17 protein-coding genes and 1 tRNA gene are annotated in these 18,541 nt (G+C 59.6%); 7 read left to right on the forward strand and 11 right to left on the reverse strand.

Annotated elements, in window-relative coordinates; all coding sequences use genetic code 11:
• Positions 1–90 precede the first annotated feature (90 nt).
• Positions 91–738, reverse strand: coding sequence for a hypothetical protein (locus BHV64_RS06600; protein WP_394799202.1), 648 nt, complete (start codon positions 736–738; stop codon positions 91–93).
• 117 nt (positions 739–855) lie between these two features.
• Positions 856–1,143 (reverse strand): hypothetical protein, encoded by a 288-nt coding sequence (locus BHV64_RS06605; RefSeq protein WP_044053913.1) that lies wholly within the window; start codon positions 1,141–1,143, stop codon positions 856–858.
• Between the two features lie 141 nt (positions 1,144–1,284).
• Here BHV64_RS06605 and BHV64_RS06610 point away from each other — a divergent pair, with 141 nt between their 5' ends.
• The 3 genes from BHV64_RS06610 to BHV64_RS06620 all read left to right on the forward strand — a co-directional run bounded on the left by BHV64_RS06610 (position 1,285) and on the right by BHV64_RS06620 (position 3,830).
• Entirely contained in the window at positions 1,285–1,956 is a 672-nt protein-coding gene (locus tag BHV64_RS06610; RefSeq protein WP_015545772.1) for an XRE family transcriptional regulator, read from the forward strand.
• Positions 1,957–2,155: 199 nt separating this feature from the next.
• Positions 2,156–2,998 carry a 5-dehydro-4-deoxy-D-glucuronate isomerase gene (gene kduI, locus BHV64_RS06615; RefSeq protein ID WP_015545771.1) on the forward strand — a complete coding sequence of 281 codons (843 nt, stop codon included), beginning with the start codon at positions 2,156–2,158 and terminating at the stop codon, positions 2,996–2,998.
• A 37-nt stretch (positions 2,999–3,035) separates the two neighbouring features.
• Positions 3,036–3,830: a gluconate 5-dehydrogenase gene (locus BHV64_RS06620; protein ID WP_015545770.1), complete on the forward strand. Its 795-nt coding sequence runs from the start codon at positions 3,036–3,038 to the stop codon at positions 3,828–3,830.
• A gap of 83 nt (positions 3,831–3,913) precedes the next feature.
• On the opposite strand, the gene BHV64_RS06625 is transcribed toward BHV64_RS06620, so the two are convergent.
• Positions 3,914–5,527: an ABC-F family ATP-binding cassette domain-containing protein gene (locus tag BHV64_RS06625; protein WP_015545769.1), complete on the reverse strand. Its 1,614-nt coding sequence runs from the start codon at positions 5,525–5,527 to the stop codon at positions 3,914–3,916.
• 61 nt (positions 5,528–5,588) lie between these two features.
• Here BHV64_RS06625 and BHV64_RS06630 point away from each other — a divergent pair, with 61 nt between their 5' ends.
• The 4 genes from BHV64_RS06630 to BHV64_RS06645 all read left to right on the forward strand — a co-directional run bounded on the left by BHV64_RS06630 (position 5,589) and on the right by BHV64_RS06645 (position 9,383).
• Positions 5,589–5,825, forward strand: a complete 237-nt coding sequence (locus BHV64_RS06630; protein WP_195580183.1) for a hypothetical protein — start codon at positions 5,589–5,591, stop codon at positions 5,823–5,825.
• Positions 5,826–5,933: 108 nt separating this feature from the next.
• Positions 5,934–7,778: a 2-oxoacid:acceptor oxidoreductase subunit alpha gene (locus BHV64_RS06635; RefSeq protein ID WP_044053912.1), complete on the forward strand. Its 1,845-nt coding sequence runs from the start codon at positions 5,934–5,936 to the stop codon at positions 7,776–7,778.
• A 2-nt stretch (positions 7,779–7,780) separates the two neighbouring features.
• Positions 7,781–8,812, forward strand: coding sequence for a 2-oxoacid:ferredoxin oxidoreductase subunit beta (locus BHV64_RS06640; protein ID WP_022061532.1), 1,032 nt, complete (start codon positions 7,781–7,783; stop codon positions 8,810–8,812).
• A 494-nt stretch (positions 8,813–9,306) separates the two neighbouring features.
• Positions 9,307–9,383: transfer RNA gene (locus BHV64_RS06645), tRNA-Ala, on the forward strand.
• A 222-nt stretch (positions 9,384–9,605) separates the two neighbouring features.
• Here the strand turns inward: BHV64_RS06645 and BHV64_RS06650 are convergent.
• From BHV64_RS06650 to BHV64_RS06685, 8 genes are all read right to left on the reverse strand, one after another.
• Complete coding sequence (locus tag BHV64_RS06650) at positions 9,606–10,514, reverse strand: sugar phosphate isomerase/epimerase family protein (RefSeq protein WP_217727702.1); 909 nt, start codon at positions 10,512–10,514, stop codon at positions 9,606–9,608.
• 12 nt (positions 10,515–10,526) lie between these two features.
• Positions 10,527–11,402 (reverse strand): 3-keto-disaccharide hydrolase, encoded by an 876-nt coding sequence (locus BHV64_RS06655; protein WP_015545765.1) that lies wholly within the window; start codon positions 11,400–11,402, stop codon positions 10,527–10,529.
• 42 nt (positions 11,403–11,444) lie between these two features.
• Entirely contained in the window at positions 11,445–12,917 is a 1,473-nt protein-coding gene (locus BHV64_RS06660) for a Gfo/Idh/MocA family protein (protein ID WP_171024694.1), read from the reverse strand.
• Between the two features lie 33 nt (positions 12,918–12,950).
• The gene (locus BHV64_RS06665) at positions 12,951–13,115 is read right to left on the reverse strand and encodes a Sec-independent protein translocase subunit TatA/TatB (protein WP_015545763.1); all 165 of its coding nucleotides are present in this window, start codon (positions 13,113–13,115) and stop codon (positions 12,951–12,953) included.
• 31 nt (positions 13,116–13,146) lie between these two features.
• On the reverse strand, positions 13,147–14,220 hold the full coding sequence (locus tag BHV64_RS06670; protein ID WP_288115669.1) for a Gfo/Idh/MocA family protein: 1,074 nt from the start codon (positions 14,218–14,220) through the stop codon (positions 13,147–13,149).
• Positions 14,221–14,442: 222 nt separating this feature from the next.
• Complete coding sequence (locus BHV64_RS06675) at positions 14,443–16,095, reverse strand: DUF6377 domain-containing protein (RefSeq protein ID WP_015545761.1); 1,653 nt, start codon at positions 16,093–16,095, stop codon at positions 14,443–14,445.
• Between the two features lie 350 nt (positions 16,096–16,445).
• Complete coding sequence (locus tag BHV64_RS06680; RefSeq protein ID WP_195580188.1) at positions 16,446–17,942, reverse strand: potassium/proton antiporter; 1,497 nt, start codon at positions 17,940–17,942, stop codon at positions 16,446–16,448.
• A 71-nt stretch (positions 17,943–18,013) separates the two neighbouring features.
• Positions 18,014–18,535: a hypothetical protein gene (locus BHV64_RS06685; RefSeq protein ID WP_229028765.1), complete on the reverse strand. Its 522-nt coding sequence runs from the start codon at positions 18,533–18,535 to the stop codon at positions 18,014–18,016.
• Positions 18,536–18,541 lie beyond the last annotated feature (6 nt).

The following is an 18,541-nucleotide window of genomic DNA, read 5'->3' on the forward strand; positions in this document are numbered from 1 at the left end:
GACTACTCTTTTCGATTTTTCCATAACGCTGTCAATCAATCTTTAGCGCAAATTTAACGTTTTTTTGTTAATCTGCGACAAAATTGATTACTATATGTATAAATCGTCCAAAACAAAGCAGTCCACGCGATTACCCGTCAGCGACCCTTCGCGGCCGACGGAGAGCAGCCCGCCCCGGCGGCCGATGATCTCGACCTCGTCGGCCGTGCGGATGTAGCCGGGCGGTTTCGCCCCCCGCTTGATGGAGGTGTCCGGAAAAAAGGCCGCGTATTCCTGCGATTCGAGGATGCGCTGCACGCGGCGGTTGAACTTCGAGGCCAGCGTCCCCGAGTAGGAGGCGATCGCCACCCGGCAGTCGGGGTCGAGTCCCAGCACGTAGGCCGGGAGCAGGGTCGTGGCCCCGACGCTCTTGCCGTGCTGGGGCGGCATGGTGACGATCAGCCGCCGGACGCGCCCCGCGGCAAAGGCCTCCAGCACCCGGTAATAGGCCCGGTGAAAGGGTTCGAATTCGAGAAAGGGATAGACCCCGAGGGCGAAATCGGCGAAGGACGGGGGCGCGGCCGGCGGCGCGTCGTCCGGAAGCACCAGCCCCTCGGGAAACGGCGAGCCGCCGGAAAACAGCGGAAAGCCCGCAAATACGGCATCGCACGCGGGAGCATCCGGAGAGGCGTTCCCGCCGGTTACGAAAACCTCTGCGGAGGAGCGCTCCGCAGAGGTCGGTTCGGTTGGTTTGAGCATTTTACTGAAATTTTTTGAAAAACCCATGCGCGGCGCCGCGGCGGGCAGGTTTTTTGTCGGGGTGCGCTCCGGCGGCAGCGCCGTGCCGGGGAAGGAGGGCCGGAGCGCGGCGGCAGGTCAGAGGAGCGCGCGCACCTCGGAAAACGAGAAGTCGTTCAGCGCTTCGCCGTCGCTGCGGACGGTGTGAAACTCCCACCAGACGGGAACCAGGTCCGCAATCGCGTCCCGGTCGCCCTCGGGGAGCCGCTCGCGTCGCCGGTAGACGATCACCGAGGCCGTGAGCCGGCACTCCATATCGCCGAAAGGAAACGTGAGCGAGCCTGAAAAGTAACTTCCCCCGCCGATGGCCTCCGCAAGACGCGCGGCCACTTCAAGGTAAAGTTCCGATGAAACCGAATACATCATTGATAATTAATCGTTTTTTCGCAAAAGAGTTTGCAGAAGAGAATAAATTGTTTAACTTTGCAGAACAAAGATAAGTTCAAAATTTGAATTTTCTGCAATAAAGTTCAAATATTTTATATAAATAATTCCGATAACAAAGCGATGAACGAACGGGTAAAACTGATACGCAAGCAGCTCGGCATGACACAAGAGCAACTGGCACAACGACTTGGAATCGGCAAAGCGGCGCTGTCGATGATTGAAACCGGCAAGGCGGGGCTTTCGGCGCGCAACCGCAACATATTGGTTCAGGAATTGAACGTCAATCCCGACTGGCTCGAAACCGGCAAGGGCAACATGTTCAACGCCGAACCCGATCTGACGGCCTACATGCACCGCACGGACAACTCGCTGCCGCTGCAAAGCGTCCCCCTCTACTCGATCGAGGGCACGGCGGGCCTGGTCCCGCTGTTCACCGACCAGGCGCAGAGCAAGCCCGTCAACTTCATCCACATTCCCAACCTCCCGAAATGCGACGGGGCGATCTATATCGTCGGCGACTCGATGTACCCGCTGCTCAAGAGCGGCGACATCGTGCTGTACAAGCAGCTGCGCGACATAAACGACATCTTCTGGGGCGACATGTACCTGCTGTCGATCGACATCGACGGCGAGGAGTACGTGACGGTGAAGTACATTCAGAAATCCGACCGCGCAGGCTACGTGAAGCTCGTGAGCCAGAACCAGCACCACGCCGACAAGGACGTGGAGATCTCGCGCATCCGCGCCATCGCGCTCGTGAAGGCGAGCATCAGGATGAACTCGATCCGTTAGCAGAAACAGCGGAGGCAGACCGAAGGGGCGAAAAAACGCAATCGGACAAAGCTGCGCAAATAAAATCCGGTTTTGGGTAACCAATTCCGGATTTTTTATTATCTTTGCAAAGGTCGAATTGGTTCGCCAATTTCGACCGTGTCAAACTCCGGGCTGCGGCCCGCCGTTCCGGAATACAACGAATGCAACAATTATAACTATGAAAACCAATTACGAAATCCGCTATGCGGCGCATCCCGAGGATGCGAAAAGCTACGACACGGCGCGTCTGCGCCGCGATTTCCTGATCGAAAAGGTATTCACGGCCGACGAGGTCAACATGGTCTACTCGATGTACGACCGCATGGTCGTCGGAGGCGCCATGCCTGTCGCCGAGACGCTCCGCCTCGAAGCCATCGACCCGCTGAAGGCTCCGTTCTTCCTCACGCGCCGCGAAATGGGCATCTACAACGTCGGAGGCCCCGGCGTGGTGAAGGCCGGCGACGCCGTGTTCGAACTCGGCTACAAGGAGGCCCTCTACCTCGGTTCGGGCGACCGCGAGGTGACCTTCGCGAGCGAGGACGCCGGGAATCCCGCCAAATTCTATTTCAACTCGCTGACCGCACACCGCAACTACCCCGACAAGAAGGTCACCAAAGCCGACGCCGTGGTGGCCCACATGGGTTCGCTCGAAGGGTCGAACGACCGCAACATCAACAAGATGCTCGTGAACCAGGTGCTGCCGACCTGCCAGTTGCAGATGGGCATGACCGAGCTGCTGCCCGGAAGCGTGTGGAACACGATGCCCGCACACGTGCACTCGCGCCGCATGGAGGCCTATTTCTATTTCGAAGTGCCCGAGGACCAGGCCGTGTGCCACTTCATGGGCGAAGTCGACGAGACGCGCCACATCTGGATGAAGGGCGATCAGGCCGTGCTCTCGCCCGAATGGTCGATCCACAGCGCCGCAGCCACGCACAACTACACCTTCATCTGGGGCATGGGCGGCGAGAACCTCGACTACGGCGACCAGGATTTTTCGAAAATAACCGATCTGAAATAATTCATAATTCATAATTCAAAATTCATAATTCAAAATTATGGTAAACTTTTCACTGGAAGGTAAGGTCGCGCTCGTGACGGGCGCCTCTTACGGCATCGGATTCGCACTGGCAACGGCTTTCGCACGTCAGGGCGCAAAAATCGTCTTCAACGACATCAAACAGGAGCTGGTGGACAAAGGCCTGGCCGCCTACAAGGCCGAGGGCATCGAGGCCAAAGGCTACGTCTGCGACGTGACCAGCGAGGAGCAGGTGAACGCCATGGTGGCGCAGATCGAAAAAGAGGTCGGCATCGTGGACATCCTCGTCAACAACGCCGGCATCATCAAGCGCATCCCGATGGTCGAGATGACCGCCGCGGAGTTCCGCCAGGTGATCGACATCGACCTCAACGGCCCGTTCATCGTCTCGAAGGCCGTCATCCCCTCGATGATCAAGAAGGGCAAGGGCAAGATCATCAACATCTGCTCGATGATGTCGGAGTTGGGCCGCGAGACCGTCTCGGCCTACGCCGCAGCCAAAGGCGGACTGAAGATGCTGACCCGCAACATCGCTTCGGAGTACGGCGAATACAACATCCAGTGCAACGGCATCGGCCCGGGTTACATCGCGACGCCCCAGACCGCACCGCTGCGCGAGCGTCAGGCCGACGGATCGCGCCACCCGTTCGATTCGTTCATCGTGGCCAAGACCCCCGCGGCACGCTGGGGCACGCCCGAAGACCTGATGGGACCCGCCGTGTTCCTCGCATCGGACGCTTCGGATTTCGTCAACGGACACATCCTCTACGTCGACGGCGGCATTCTGGCCTACATCGGCAAGCAGCCGCAGTAGGTTCCGCACACCTCCGCATGAAACAGCCCCCGCTAACCGAAGCGGGGGCTGTTTTCGTTTTCAGGGCCGGCATGCCGCGCGTTTCAGGCCCAGAGGGCCTCCAGACGCCGGGCGACGACCTCGTCGGTGATGTAGTCGTCGTACTCCATATAACGGTCGACCATGCCGTTGGGCGTGAGTTCGATGATGCGGTTGGCGACCGTATTGACGAATTCGTGGTCGTGCGAACTCATCAGCACGTTGCCCTTGAAATTGATCAGCGAGTTGTTGAACGCCTGGATGGATTCGAGGTCGAGGTGGTTGGTCGGAGAGTCCAGCACGAGCGTATTGGGCTGCTGGATCATCATCTTCGCCACCATGCAGCGCACCTTCTCGCCGCCGGAGAGGACGCTGACCTTCTTGTAAATCTCCTCGCCGCTGAAGAGCATCTTGCCCAGATACCCCCTCAAATAGAGCTCCGAGGTGTCGGACGAGAACTGCGCCAGCCAGTCGACGATCGAGAGCTGGCTCTCGAACCAGGGGGCGTTGTTGAGCGGAAGGTAGGCGTAATTGATCGTCGTGCCCCACTCGACGACGCCCGAATCGGCCTTGTCGTCGCCGACCAGAATGTCGAACAGCGCCGACACGGCACGCGGATCGCGCGCCAGGAAGGCGATCTTGTCGCCCTTCTCGACCGTGAAGCTGACGTCGCTGAAAAGCCGTTCGCCGTTCACCGTCTTGCTCAACTCGTCGACCCCGAGGATCTTCGTGCCCGCCTCGCGTTCGGGCTGGAAGATGATGCCCGGGTATTTGCGCATCGAGGGCTTGATCTCCTCGATGTTGAGCCGTTCGAGCATCTTCCGGCGCGAAGTCGTCTGCTTCGACTTGGCGACGTTGGCGCTGAACCGCTGGATGAATTCCAGCAATTCCTTTTTCTTCTCCTCGGCCTTCTTGTTCTGGTTCTGCTGCTGGCGCAGGGCGAGCTGGCTCGATTCGTACCAGAAGCTGTAATTGCCCGAGAAAAGGTTGATGTCGCTGTAATCAATATCGACCGTATGCGTGCACACCGAATCGAGGAAGTGGCGGTCGTGCGAGACGACCAGCACCGTGTTTTCGTAATTCGACAGGTAGTTCTCCAGCCACGCGATCGTCGTCCGGTCGAGGTCGTTGGTCGGCTCGTCGAGCAGCAGGTTGTCGGGTTTGCCGAACAGGGCCTGCGCCAGCAGCACGCGCACCTTCTCCTTGGCGCTCAAATCGCGCATCAGCTGGCCGTGCAGGGCTTCCCGGACCCCGAGGCTGCTCAACAGGTTGGCGGCGTCGCTCTCGGCGTTCCAGCCCTGCATCTCCGCGAACCGCTCCTCCAGCTCCCCGGCCCGGAGACCGTCCTCCTCCGAAAAGTCGGGCTTGGCGTACAACGCCTCCTTCTCCTTCATCGTCTCCCACAGCGGCTGATGCCCCATCAGAACCGTGTCGAGGACCGTAAACCCGTCATAGGCGAAGTGGTCCTGCTTGAGCACCGACAGGCGTTCGCCCGGGCCGAAGGCCACGTTGCCCCGCGACGGGGTCACCTCGCCGCTGAGCACTTTGAGGAACGTGGACTTCCCCGCCCCGTTGGCCCCGATCACACCGTAGCAGTTGCCCGGGGTGAATTTGAGATTGATATCCTTGAAAAGAACCCGTTTTCCGTATTGTACCTCTAAATTCGAAACTGTAATCATTCTTAAAATCTGAATTTGAAACTGCAAAAGTAGCCCAAAAGAACGAGGAAACCGCACCGGAATGAAAAAAATCGTCCGGATCGCCGCTTTTCGGCCCGAAATTCCGGCGGCATGCGGAGCGCATCCGAAAGAACGGAGTCCGAAAAGGTTTTTCAGCGACGATCGCAACAAAAAGTTATCTTTTGAATTACAGCGAATTAGCAATCCGGGACGCAAAAAACCGACAGACACGGAACGGAAAACTAAAAAATCGCCCGAAAAAGTCCGATATGACAATTTATTTAATATATTTGCATAACGGACAGGATCGGTTCGGCATGGACTGCGAACAAATTCGCCGTTTTGCCCCAATCAGTCACTGTATATTTGCGAAATCGTTGTTAACCCATAATCTGAAACCAAAATCATGGAACAATCAAAAGTGCGGGAGTTGCAGGACGTCGTGATCCGCTTTTCGGGCGATTCGGGCGACGGCATGCAGCTCACGGGCACGCTCTTTTCCGACACTTCGGCGCTGTTGGGAAACGGCATCTCGACCTTCCCCGACTACCCCGCCGAAATCCGCGCCCCGCAGGGAACCGTTGCGGGCGTTTCGGGCTTCCAGGTCCATTTCGGCGACCACCGCGAGCTGAATCCCGGTGACTACTGCGATGTGCTGGTGGCGATGAACCCCGCGGCGCTCAAGGCCAACCGAAAGTGGCTCAAGCCGGGCGCGACGGTCATCCTCGACGGCGATTCGATCACCGAAGAACATCTCAAGAAGGCGGGATTCGCAACCCTCGATCCGCTGGCAGAACTCAAGCTCGACGAATACAACGTCGTCGTTCCCGACATCACCTCCATGACGCGCGAGGCGCTGAAAGAGACCGGACTCGACAACAAGGCCGTCGTCAAGTGCAAGAACATGTTCGCACTGGGCATCTGCTTCTGGCTGTTCGACCGTCCGGAGGATTACGCACTCAAATACCTCGACGGGAAATTCGCCAAGAAAAATCCCGCCGTGGCCCAGGCCAACAAGCTGGCCATAGCGGCAGGCTATAACTACGCCGCAAACACCCACCAGTTCGCCAACAACTACACCGTGGCTCCGGCTCCCCGCGAAAAGGGCACCTACCGGTCGATCAACGGCAACGTCGCCACGGCGTGGGGACTCTGCGCCGCGGCCGAGAAGGCGGGCCTGCCGCTCTTCTGCGGTTCGTACCCGATCACCCCGGCCACGGTGATCCTCGAAGAACTGGCCAAACGCAAGGACCTCGGGGTGAAGACCGTGCAGGCCGAGGACGAGATAGCCGGCATCTGCACGGCCATCGGCGCGGCCTTCGCGGGCAATTTCGCCGTGACGACCACCTCGGGCCCCGGACTGTCGCTCAAGAGCGAAGCGCTGGGACTGGCGGTGATGACCGAACTGCCGCTGGTCGTGGTGGACGTACAGCGCGGAGGACCCTCGACGGGCCTGCCGACGAAAACCGAGCAGAGCGACCTCCAGCAGGCGCTTTACGGCCGTAACGGCGAGTGCCCGGTGATCGTCGTGGCGGCATCGTCGCCCAGCGACTGCTTCCACTACGCCTTCGAAGCCGGACGCCTGGCCATGGAGCACATGACGCCCGTGATCCTGCTGACCGACGGATTCATCGCCAACGGCTCCGAGCCGTGGCGGATTCCCGAGATGAAGGACTACCCCGCCATTCAGCCCCCGATCGTGGACAAGGCTCCCGAAGGAGGGTTCATGCCCTATGTGCGCAACGAAAAACTGGCCCGCGGCTGGGCGTTCCCCGGCAAAGTGGGTCTGGAGCACCGCGTGGGCGGACTGGAGAAGGACTGCGTGAAGGGCTGCATCTCGCACGACCCGGCCAACCACCAGAAGATGACCGACACCCGCGCGGCGAAGGTGGCCAAAGTCGCCGACGACATTCCCGCACAGGCCGTCTGGGGCGATGCGGAAGGCGACCTGCTGGTCGTAGGCTGGGGCGGCACGCGCGGCCACCTGCAAAACGCCGTGGACGAAATGCGCCGCGAGGGCAAAAAGGTCTCGCTGTGCCATTTCAACTACATCAACCCGCTGCCGAAGGGGGTGCGCGACATCTTCGCGAAGTTCCGCAGGATCGTCGTCTGCGAGCTGAACGAAGGACAGTTCGCGGCCTATCTGCGCCAGAACTTCCAGGAGTTCCCCTACGAACAGTACAACAAGTGCGAGGGACTGCCCTTCACGGTCGCAGAACTTAAACAGAAATTCGAATCCTTACTGAAGTAACCATGGCAGACTACAAATACACCCCTGCGGATTTCAAGAGCGACCAGGAGGTACGCTGGTGTCCCGGATGCGGCGACCACGCGATTTTGAGCGCCGTGCAGCGCGCGCTGCCCGAAATCGCCGACGCGCTCGACACGCCCCACAACCTGTTCACGTTCGTGTCGGGCATCGGATGCTCGTCGCGGTTCATCTACTACATGAAGACCTACGGGTTCCACTCCGTGCACGGGCGCGCCAACGCCGTGGCGACGGGCGTCAAGACGGCCAACCCGCGCCTCTCGGTGTGGGTCACCACCGGCGACGGCGACTCGCTGGCCATCGGCGGCAACCACTTCATCCACGCCATCCGCCGCAACGTGGACCTCAACGTCATCCTGTTCAACAACGAGATTTACGGCCTCACGAAGGGCCAGTACTCCCCCACTTCGAAGCTGGGCAAGATCACCAAGACCTCGCCCTACGGAACGGTCGAGAAGCCGTTCAACCCCGGCGAACTGGTCATCGGCGCCAAGGGCACGTTCTTCGCCCGCACGATCGACATGGAGGTCGCCCTCTCGAAGGAGTGCATGATCGCCGCGGCCAGACATACGGGCATGTCGGTGATCGAAGCGTTGCAGAACTGCGTGATTTTCAACGATAAGACCCACGCCGACTTCGCAGCCGACAAGGCCACGCGCGCCGAACGCACGGTGACGCTGCGCCACGGAGAGAAGATGCTCTTCGGCGCCAACAACGAAAAGGGCATCGTGTTCGAGAACATGAAACTCAAGGTGGTGACCGTGGGCCAGGACGGCTACACGCTGGACGACGTGCTGACACACGACGCCCACGAGCGCGACACCACGCTGCACTCGATGCTGGCGGCGATGAAATACCCCGACTACCCGGTAGCGCTGGGCGTAATCCGCTCGGTCGAGGACGACTCGGTCTACGACCGCGCCGTGGAGAAGCAGGTCGAGGAGGTCAAAGCCACGAGCAAAATTCACTGCGTGGACGACCTGCTCCGCTCGGGAGCCACCTGGGAGGTGGAATAGCCCCGCAGCCGGGAAGCCGGCATCCGGACAACGAAACGGCGGACCCTTTCCCGGGGTCCGCCGTTCGTTTCGGCAGGAGAGAGGGGTTTCGGCAGGTGGAAGCCCCCCGCAACCGGGAATCAATAGACATTGGCCGATTTGCGGACGATATTCTCCAGCAGGCGCTGCATATTGGCGATCACCGGACTGCCAGCCATGCCGTATGCCGCACCCTGCCGCTTCATCTGCGTCCGTTGTCGAGCGTCGTGGCGGCATAGATCATCGCCCGGTTCCCGGGTTTGGCAATCAGCACCCCTCCAGCCAGCCCGATGTCCCAATGGCTGATGTTCTCGGCCGAGGCCCAGATGTCGGAGAAACCCTTCAGCGACGGGCTTCCGGAAGCGTTCCGAAGAGCTTCGGGATGTTTTTTCGAAAAAAGTTCAATTCCGGAGCCGATTTTTCGGGCCGAAAATTGTGGAAATAAAAAAATCCGATTATCTTTGCACCCACAACAAGGGGGATTAGCTCAGCTGGCTAGAGCGCTTGCATGGCATGCAAGAGGTCACGAGTTCGAATCTCGTATTCTCCACCATAAAAACGGGACCATCTTTCGATGGTCCCGTTTTTCAGTGTATGTTTCCGCCCGTATCGGCCGCATCCGGCATAAACGACACAAAAGCATCCGTGCCGGCCTCCACCCGCAACATTAGCGATAATTCAGCGGAAAAACCACGGCGGCAGCCAAAAACGACAAAACGAAATATCCGGCCGTCCGCAAGGGACGGCCGGATATGCGCAACGCTGCCGGAAGGCGTTATTTGTCCCGGAAAAAAGCCGTGACGAAAGGCGCTTCGAGCAGGTAATCGGCGCATTCGCGGACGCTGCGCACGATGTCGTTGTAGCTCGAACCTTCGATCTCGACGATGATGTTCTCCACGCCGGCTTCCCGCGCGTTGGCGAAGATGGCGTCGAAGCCCACCATGCCGCTCTGGCCGATCTCACGACGGTCCTTGATGTGCAGGAGCCGGAAACGACCCGGATACTTCTTGAAGTAGTCCACCGGGCTGGCCTTGCCCATCACGGTCCAGTAGACGTCCATTTCGAACAGCACCTTGTCGGGATCGGTGTTTTCGAGCATGTAGTCCAGCATAACCTTATCCTCGATCTTCTCGAACTCGCGCGAGTGGTTGTGGTAGCCGAACTTCATGCCGGCGGCCGCACAGCGCGCACCCACCTCGTTGAAATAGCGGCAGTAGGTCTGCAAATCCTTGAGCGTCGAAATCTTACGCATCGAGGGGACCACGATATATTCCGCACCGGCGGCCTTGTGCGCCGCGATGCACTCATCCCACCAAGCGAGGGCCTTCGAGAAATCGCCGCTCGCCAGCTCCTCGTCGGAGAGGTTGAGCGTGCAGTGCGTGGAAATCACCCGCATACCGGCATCCTCGACATCCTTGCGGAATTGCTCGGGAGTCTGCCCGTAGAGCATTCCGTCCTTGTAGCTGGCGGCCTCGACCGAAGTGTAGCCCATGTCGGCGAGCTGTTTCAGGACGGGTTTGTAATCGCCCTGGCTCTTGCCGAAAACCCCGATCAGGCTGCGCACCGAATAGAGCTGGATACCGATGTCCTTCTTCGGGGCTTTCTTCGCTTTGGCGGATGCTCCGCCGGGGAGCATCGCCAGAGCGAGGAGGACGCAGATGACTGCGAATAGCCTTTTTCTCATCGTAAGAAGCCCTTAATCGAGAATCTTGACACGGATATTGCGGAACCAGACGTCGTCGCCGTGGTCCTGAAGGCCGATGTAGCCTTCGTGGTTCTCACCGCCGCAGTTGTTCAGCAGCTCGAACGCCAGAGGCCACTTCTCGGAGCTGAACTTGCTGTTCTCCAGCATCTCGGTCCACTGGGGAGTCCACAGGTGGTACTCCACGACGTTCTTGTCGTTCTGGCCGTGTACGACCGTGCCTTTGTAAACCATGATCTTGGCCTTGTTCCACTCGCCGAAGGGATTCTGGTTCTGCGGAACGGCGGGGATCATGTCGTAGAGCGACGCCGACTGGCGGTTGCCGTCGACACCCAGCTTGGCATCGGGATGGTTGGTGTTGTCGAGCACCTGATACTCGGGGCACGAGATGTAGATCGGCTCGTACTTGGTCTTGCCGTCCTTCTGGGTCGTAACCTCCTGGGCCAGGTAGAAGATGCCCGAGTTGCCGCCCTTCGAAACCTTCCACTCCATCTCCAGCTCGAAGTTCTTGAACTTCTTGGCGAAGATCAGGTCGCCGCCCTCGCCCGTCTGGGCCTCGCCGCCGCCCGAGCCGTTGAACTTGATGGCGCCATCCTCCACCGTCCAGCGCGAAGGAGCCTTGTCCTTGCCGTAGCCGCGCCAGCCGTTGAGCGTCTTGCCGTCGAAAATCACGTAGTAACCGTCCTTGTCCTGCGGGAACGAGGCGAGGTCCACCTGTGCGTTGTCGACAACGGTGTATTCGGGAACAGCTTTCTTGGCGGTTTTGGCATCGGCCGTTTCAGCCGTCTTGGCCTTGCCGCCGGGGCCGCCGCACGAAACCAACGATGCGGTCAGAGCCGCGCATACCGAGAATAAAAGGGTCTTTTTCATATTCTTTCTGTTTTTTTAAAGTTTTACGGACAGGTTAGTTAATCAACGCGGCATGGCGGGAAGCGCCCAGCCGTCGCGGTAGGTGTGTTTGATCAGCTCCTGGGCGAACTGCTGTGCGTTCACGGGATCGGTCCAGGTCTTGTCGAAGGTCGGGTGTCCGTCCTTGATGTGGAAGCCGTCCTTGATGACCGTCTTGATCATGGCGTCGTCCGGGATGTTCGTGAAACGCATGTTCGGACCGTCCCACTCCAGCACCTGATTGAGGCCCTGGAGGCGGACTGCCAGCACGCCCATAACGACCATTTCGTTGAACGGTCCGGCTTCGCTGAAGTCCGATGCCGAAAGCACGCGGTCGTCGGCGTCCTCCTTGCAGGCGCGCACCCAGTCCATCTGGTGCGACTCGGTGATCTCGCGCAGCACCTTCGGAGCCTCGGGAACACGGCCCGAAACCAGATAGGGGTCCTTGCCGTAGCAGCCGCAGATCAGCGTGTCCTTCGTACCGTAGAAGATGGCGGCGCCGCCGCTCACGTTCAGGTTCTTGCCGGCGGGAAGCCCTGCGGGACGCTCCGGCATCAGGCCGCCGTCGTACCAGTGCACCTCGACTTCGGGCATGGCCACCTTCGGCATGTTGTCGCGGGCCGGGAAGATGAACTTCACGCGCTGTGCCGAGGGAGCGGACTCGTTCAGCAGCAGCGTCGAGCTGCCCTCCACCTTGGTCGGATAGCCCAGTTTCAGGCCCTTGAACACGGGGTGCAGGATATGGCAGGCCATGTCGCCCAGCGCACCCGTACCGAAATCCCACCATCCGCGGAAGTTCCACGGCGTATAGGCGGCGTTGTAGGGACGATAGGGAGCCGGACCGATGAAGGCGTCCCAGTTCATCGTCTTGGGGATGCGCATATCCTCCTCGGGACGCGCCAGGCCCTGCGGCCAGATGGGACGGTCGGTGAAGGTGTCCACGCGGCGCACCTCGCCGATCTCGCCGTTCCAGATCCATTCGCAGACCTTGCGCACGCCTTCGGCCGATGCGCCCTGGTTGCCCATCTGCGTGGCCACCTTGTACTTGTCGGCCAGCTTGGTCAGCAGGCGCGACTCGTAGACGGTGTGGGTCAGCGGTTTTTCGCAATATACGTGCTTGCCGGCGGTGATGGCGTCGGCGGCGATGATGGCGTGCGTGTGGTCCGCCGTAGCGACCATCACGGCATCGGCCGACTTGAGCATCTCGTCGTACATCTTGCGGTAGTCGTTGAACTTCTTGGCCGCAGGATAACGTTTGAAAATGTGGTCGGCGTATTTCCAGTCGACATCGCACAGGCCGATGATGTTCTGGCTCTCCAGGCCCTTCAGCACCGAAGCGCCGCGTCCGCCGACGCCGACGCCCAGGATGTTGAGTTTGTCACTGGGGGCCGTGTAGCCGAACTTCTTACCCAGAACCGTGCTGGGTACGACCGCTAAACCGATCGCGGCAGCCGCTCCCTGCTTCAGGAACGTTCTTCTTGACATTTCTTTTGCCATCGTTTCGAGGTTTAATTTGAGTTAGTATTGAGGTTATTTGATGTTCTTTTCGATGTTGTCGACCTCGTCCTTGAAGATCTTGTAGCCTTTGCCGAGGCCCTTCATCAATTCCGGGATCTTCGTGCCGCCGAACAGCAGCAGCACGACAAGCGCGATGATGACGATTTGTCCCACGCCGATAAATAACAGATGATTCATAAGTTCAGGTAGTTTTAGGGTTATGCGATTGTCATGCGTGTTTGCGCAGCAGGCCGTAGCCGTCCTTCATCGTGCGGCGGCGTTCGCGGATATGCCGCAGGGTCTCCAGTTCCCCGATGGCCGGGAGGTCGTGCTCCCGCGCGTCGCGCAGGAACCGCCAGGCGTACTCCGAGGCCAGCGCCGCGTCGCGGAACTCCGGGAGCGCCTCGCTGCGGCGGCCCGTCTCGATCGACTCGGCGAAGAGCTTGCAAAGGGTGTCGATGTTCTTGCCCCCGTAGGGCTGGATGAGGCGGTGGGTCTGCGTCACGCCGTGCAGCTCGACGATCGCCGTCTTGAAATCGTGCGTCATGCGTGCGATGCCCTTCGTGCCGATGATGTCCACATAGGAATTATGGGTCTGGGTCTGGGCCAGCTGGCCGTAGACATGCCCCTGGGTGATGTCGAACACCACGCCGTTCTCGAACGTGCCGTGGCATTGCAGCCACCAGGGGTCCTTGTAGTTCCACATCCGCACGGCCTGGGCATTCCAGGTCTTGAATTCCGACTGGGCATACCAGCGTGCGATGTCCACGTAGTGCATGCCGCAGTCGTGGAACGCGGGACCTTCGTATTCGTGGCCCTCGCCCGGAGCCAGTCCCGGAGTCATGTGGCAGACCCGGATGATGGCCAGTTCGCCGATCTCGCCCTGGGCGATGAAATCTTTGATCGTATTGTGATACCAGGAGTTGCGCAGGTAGAGGTTCACCGTCGAGAACAAGGGCGTGTTCTCGGCCAGCTCGACGGCCTGCCATTCGTTTTCGATACTGTCGGAAATGGGTTTTTCAGCGATGACGTGCTTGCCCGCGGCGAAAGCCCGCTCGATCTGCGATTTGCGCGAGTCGGCCAGAGCGAACAGCCCCACGACCTGCACTTCGGGATCGTCGAAAATAACCTGTTCGTCATCCACAACCTTCGCCCCGGGGGCCAGCTTGCGCGCCAGGTCCCGCGATTCGGCGCAGACGTCGCAGATGTACGCAACGTCCCACCTGCCGCTTTTCTGCATCTCGTCGAGGTAGAAACCTCCCATTCTGCCGAAGCCGATAAGGCCAACTTTTACAGGATTCATCGTGTAGTCAATAAGGTCGGTTAAAAGTTAGGTTCAGCGCCGCGCCTCCCGTTTCCGAAGGAAAATACCGGCAGGCGCACCACCTCGATTACAAAATTAGCCCGAATAACCTTCGGTTTGAAAACTGAAGCGGAAAATGTAGAACCCAATTCGAACCATATCTCTAATTAACAATATATTACATTCTGAAACAACCCGAAAAATGTAGACGATCTGGAATGGTCAGACGTCCGTTTTATGGGCCGTTCCGATCTTCATAACCATCTTTTCGAACTCCTCGCGCGAGATGGCCGCCTTGTTGCGCACCTTGGTCCGGTAGTTATAGACGGTCGAAAGCGAACAGCGCAGGAACGAAGCGATCTTCACGCTGTCGGTGATGCCCAGACGCAGCAGGGCGTAAATCCGCAGCTCCTTGTTCAGCAGGTCCTCCTGCTTGAGCACGATCCGCTCGTCCTCGGTCAGCAGGGCGTTGAAGTCCTCGACGAACGACGGATAGAGGTTCAGGAAGATGGCGTCGAAATTCTTGTAGAGTTCGTCCTGCTCGTCCTCGAGCATCGAGGTCGATTTGAGCCGTCTGTTGAGTTCGTCGAACTTCCGGTCCTGGGCCAGCTTCTTGAGCGACTTGCGGTAATCGTCCATTTTGTCGATGTACATGGAGCAAAGGTCGAAGAACCGCGCGATGTACTGCACCTTGACGGCATTGGAGTCCGACAGCTGCTCGTTCTTCTCGCCCAGCTCCTCGTTGAGCCGGGCCAGCTTCGCATTGGTCTGCGAAAGCTCCTCCTTGATGCGGTAGACCCTGCGAAGCTGCTTGTACAGGTAGACGAACAGCAGCACCAGCACCGCCGACAGCACGCTGATCAGCACCAGATAATGTTGCAGCTTGTGTTTGGTGCGGGACTCTTTGGCCTGGTGCGAGGCAATGATGATCGAGTAAAGTTCCGACATCTGGACCGTGCGGAACTGCACGTTGGAGAAAAGCGCGTCCTCGACGGCCGCCTGCGTGTAGCGGAACGCACGGAAAAGATCGTCGTGACGGTAATAAAGCGTCGCGAGCGCCTGGAAGGCGGCGTTCTCCTTCGTGGAGTTCCGGATGTCGGTCATCGCCGACAGCATGTAGTACTTCCGCGCCAGCCAGTCGTCCCCGCGGCGGCGGTAGAAACTGCCCACCGAATAGGCGCACTCGGCGTAGAGCTGCGAATCGGGTTCGAGGCTGTTCAGAAACCCGAGCAGCCGGACCTCCATTTCGTGCGACTGGTTGCGGCGGCTCATCTGGTAGAGCCGGTCGAGCTTGTAACGCACCGAAACCGTGTCGGCAAACATGATCACCGAATCCTGATAGCGTTCCTCCAGCTCGCGGAAGTGTCTCTGTCCGCTGAAAGCCACGTATTGCTGGTAGAAACGGTTGTAAGCCTTGTAATAGGTCGCCAGCATGTCGCGGGGCACCGACCGGCGGTCGATCGAGTCCAGCATCCGCTTCGCCTCGATGGACATGCCCGTCGACGAGTAGAGTTCCGCCAGGCGGATTCCCGAAAGACAGCCCTTGCGGCGGTCGCCCAGACGACGCGCCAGCAGGACGTTGCGCTCCATGTAGCGGATGGCCGAGTCGAGTTTGTACTTGTGGAATTCGCCGAACAGCCTGTCGTTGATCTCGTACTCCTGCGCGGGAGTCAGGCCGCTCACGCTCAACAGATGCCGCAGTTCGGCGATACGCTGCTCCTTCTGGCAGTCGTAAACCTGCCGGTTGGCGATCATGTGGTCCAGTTTGTCCGACAGCGACTGCGTTTCGTTCCGCTCGCAGGCGGACGACACGACCGCTACGGCGCAGAGCAGCAGCAGGGTTCGCAGCAGGTATGTGGGTTTCAGCAGTTTCATGGTCGGGGCCGGCCGCCGCAGGAAGCGTCCGCGAACAGGGCAAAAGTACAACTTTTTGCCGAATGCCGGCTTTCTTTTTAATCTTTCCTATTTGTTTGACGCCGCAAAGACATATCACGCGTCGTAAACCGAAACGAAGAGACGCTCCGGATTCCGGTTCGGATTTCAGAGCGAAAATCTCCTTTTCACGGTTCAAGGTACAAAAAATCGCCGACATACGGAACAGAACGGGCAAAAAAAAAGAATCCCCGGCGACAGAATCGCCGGAGATTCGGGCGGAAATCCGCCGGAGGGAGGCACGGCACAGGATGCGTCCCGAGCCGTAATTCGCAGGCAATGAGCGTTGAAAGCTACCCGAGCTTCATCACGTCGTCGATGCCCATATCCTTATAGGTGCTTGCCAGCTCCTCGCTGCGGTCCGAAATAACCAGCAGCTTGTCGCCCAGCTTGAGTTCCGTCTTCCCCTGCGGCACGAAGTACTCCCCGTCGCGGCAGACCATCATCACCAGCGTATTCTCGGGCAGGGTGATGTCCTTGAGCGTATGGCCGCTGGCGAGCAGGTTCTCGTTGACCTCGACCTCCGTCAGCGCCGACTTCATCTCCTCGTGCATCTCGACGTTGAAGGCCGATTCGCGCTCCTCGTAGGCCAGCCCCAGCAGATTGGCCATGCCGCTCACGGTCGTGCCCTGCACCAGAAGCGAGATGATCGTCGAGAGGAAGACCACGTTGAACAGCAGCTCGGCGTGCTCGACGCCCGCCATCATCGGGTAGATGGCGAACAGGATCGGCACGGCGCCGCGCAGGCCCACCCACGAAACGTAGAGACGCGCCTTGGTCGTGAAGCGCCGGAACGGCAGCAGGCAGGCGAAAACCGTGACGGGACGCGCCACGAGGATCATAAACGCGCCGACCGCACCGCCGAGGATCAGCACCTCGGGACGCAGCAGTTCGTCGCTGTTGACGAAAAGTCCCAGCGTGAGGAACATCACGATCTGCATGAGCCACGTGAAACCGTCGAAGAAGACCGTCAGCGAGCGTTTCTGCGCCAGCTTATGGTTGCCCACGACCAGACCCGCGAGGTAAACCGCCAGGTAACCGTTGCCCTTGACGAGGTCCGTGAAGGCGAAGGCGAAGAAGATGAAGGCCAGCAGCAGCACCGAGTAGAGCGAGTGGTTGGCCAGGTTGATCTTGTTGATCGTCCACACAGCCAGCCGCCCGATCAGGTAACCCGAAAGCGTGCCGACGACCAGCTGCACCACGAAATAGAGGGCGCTCATGCCCAGACCGCCCCCGCCCTGGGAGTTGGTGACCACGCCGATCAGCAGGATCGTAAGCATGTAGGCCATCGGGTCGTTCGAGCCGCTCTCCAGCTCCAGCAGCGGACGGAGATGCTGTTTGAGACCCTGCTTCTTGCTTCGCAGGATCGAGAAGACCGACGCCGAGTCGGTCGAGGACATCGTGGCGGCCAGCAGCAGCGCCAGCGCGAAGGAGATCTCCAGATCGAGCCACGGAGCGACGAGCCAGACGAAGCCCGCCAGCACCATGGCCGTCATAACCACTCCCACCGTGGCCAGCATGACGCCCGGCCCGATGATCGGCTTTATCTCCTGAAAGGAGGTGTCCATACCGCCCGTGAAGAGGATGATGCACAGTGCGATCATACCGACGAACTGCGTCATTTCGACCGAACGGAACGAAATGAAATTCAGCCCGAACAACATGCCGACCCCCAGAAAGAGCAGCAACGCGGGGGCGCCGAAGCGGTAAGCGACCTTGCCGGCCATCACCGCCACGAAGAGCAGCAACGCACCGACCAATACTACATTTTCACCACTGATGTCTATCATCTGTCCAATCTGTTTTTTCGTATCCAAAATTCAGCGGGCGCAGTTCCGGTCCCGGAGCGCAGCGACGAACCCTACGCCTCGCAAGCCCCCTCTTTCTGCGGGCTGATCTGCAACCGGGTCAGCGGCCGGTATTCCAGGTCCGCGTACTCGAAGGCCTGCATGGCGGCGAAGCGGTTGTCGGGCGTACGGTACATGGCCACGGAGACCGCCGGAACCCGCGCATGGGGCATTGCCAGCAGCCGCTCCACATTGCCTTCCGCCACGAGGGCCACCACATCGCGGCTCTGGGAACGCTCGAAGTAAAGTTCGTCGTAGCGCAGGTAACTGCGTCCGGCACGGTAGTAGGGCGCGCCCTCGGCGCTGAAAAAGCGCGCCGCGAGCGTGATCATCCCCGCCAGGGCCAGCGAACCGCCGATGAACACCGCCGACGAGCGGAGGTTGTTGGTCATCGAGGCTCCGTAAACGTGATTCAGAACCAGTATCGCCACGCCGGCCGCAAGCAGCGCGGCAGGCAGTACGAGGGATTTGCGGCGGCGCACCACAACCTCCCCGGGCAAGGCGTACATCGCCTCGCAAATTTTAATCTTATCCATATCTCT

The organism is Alistipes sp. 56_sp_Nov_56_25 (assembly GCF_001915285.1).
In the GTDB taxonomy this organism is placed as follows: domain Bacteria; phylum Bacteroidota; class Bacteroidia; order Bacteroidales; family Rikenellaceae; genus Alistipes; species Alistipes shahii.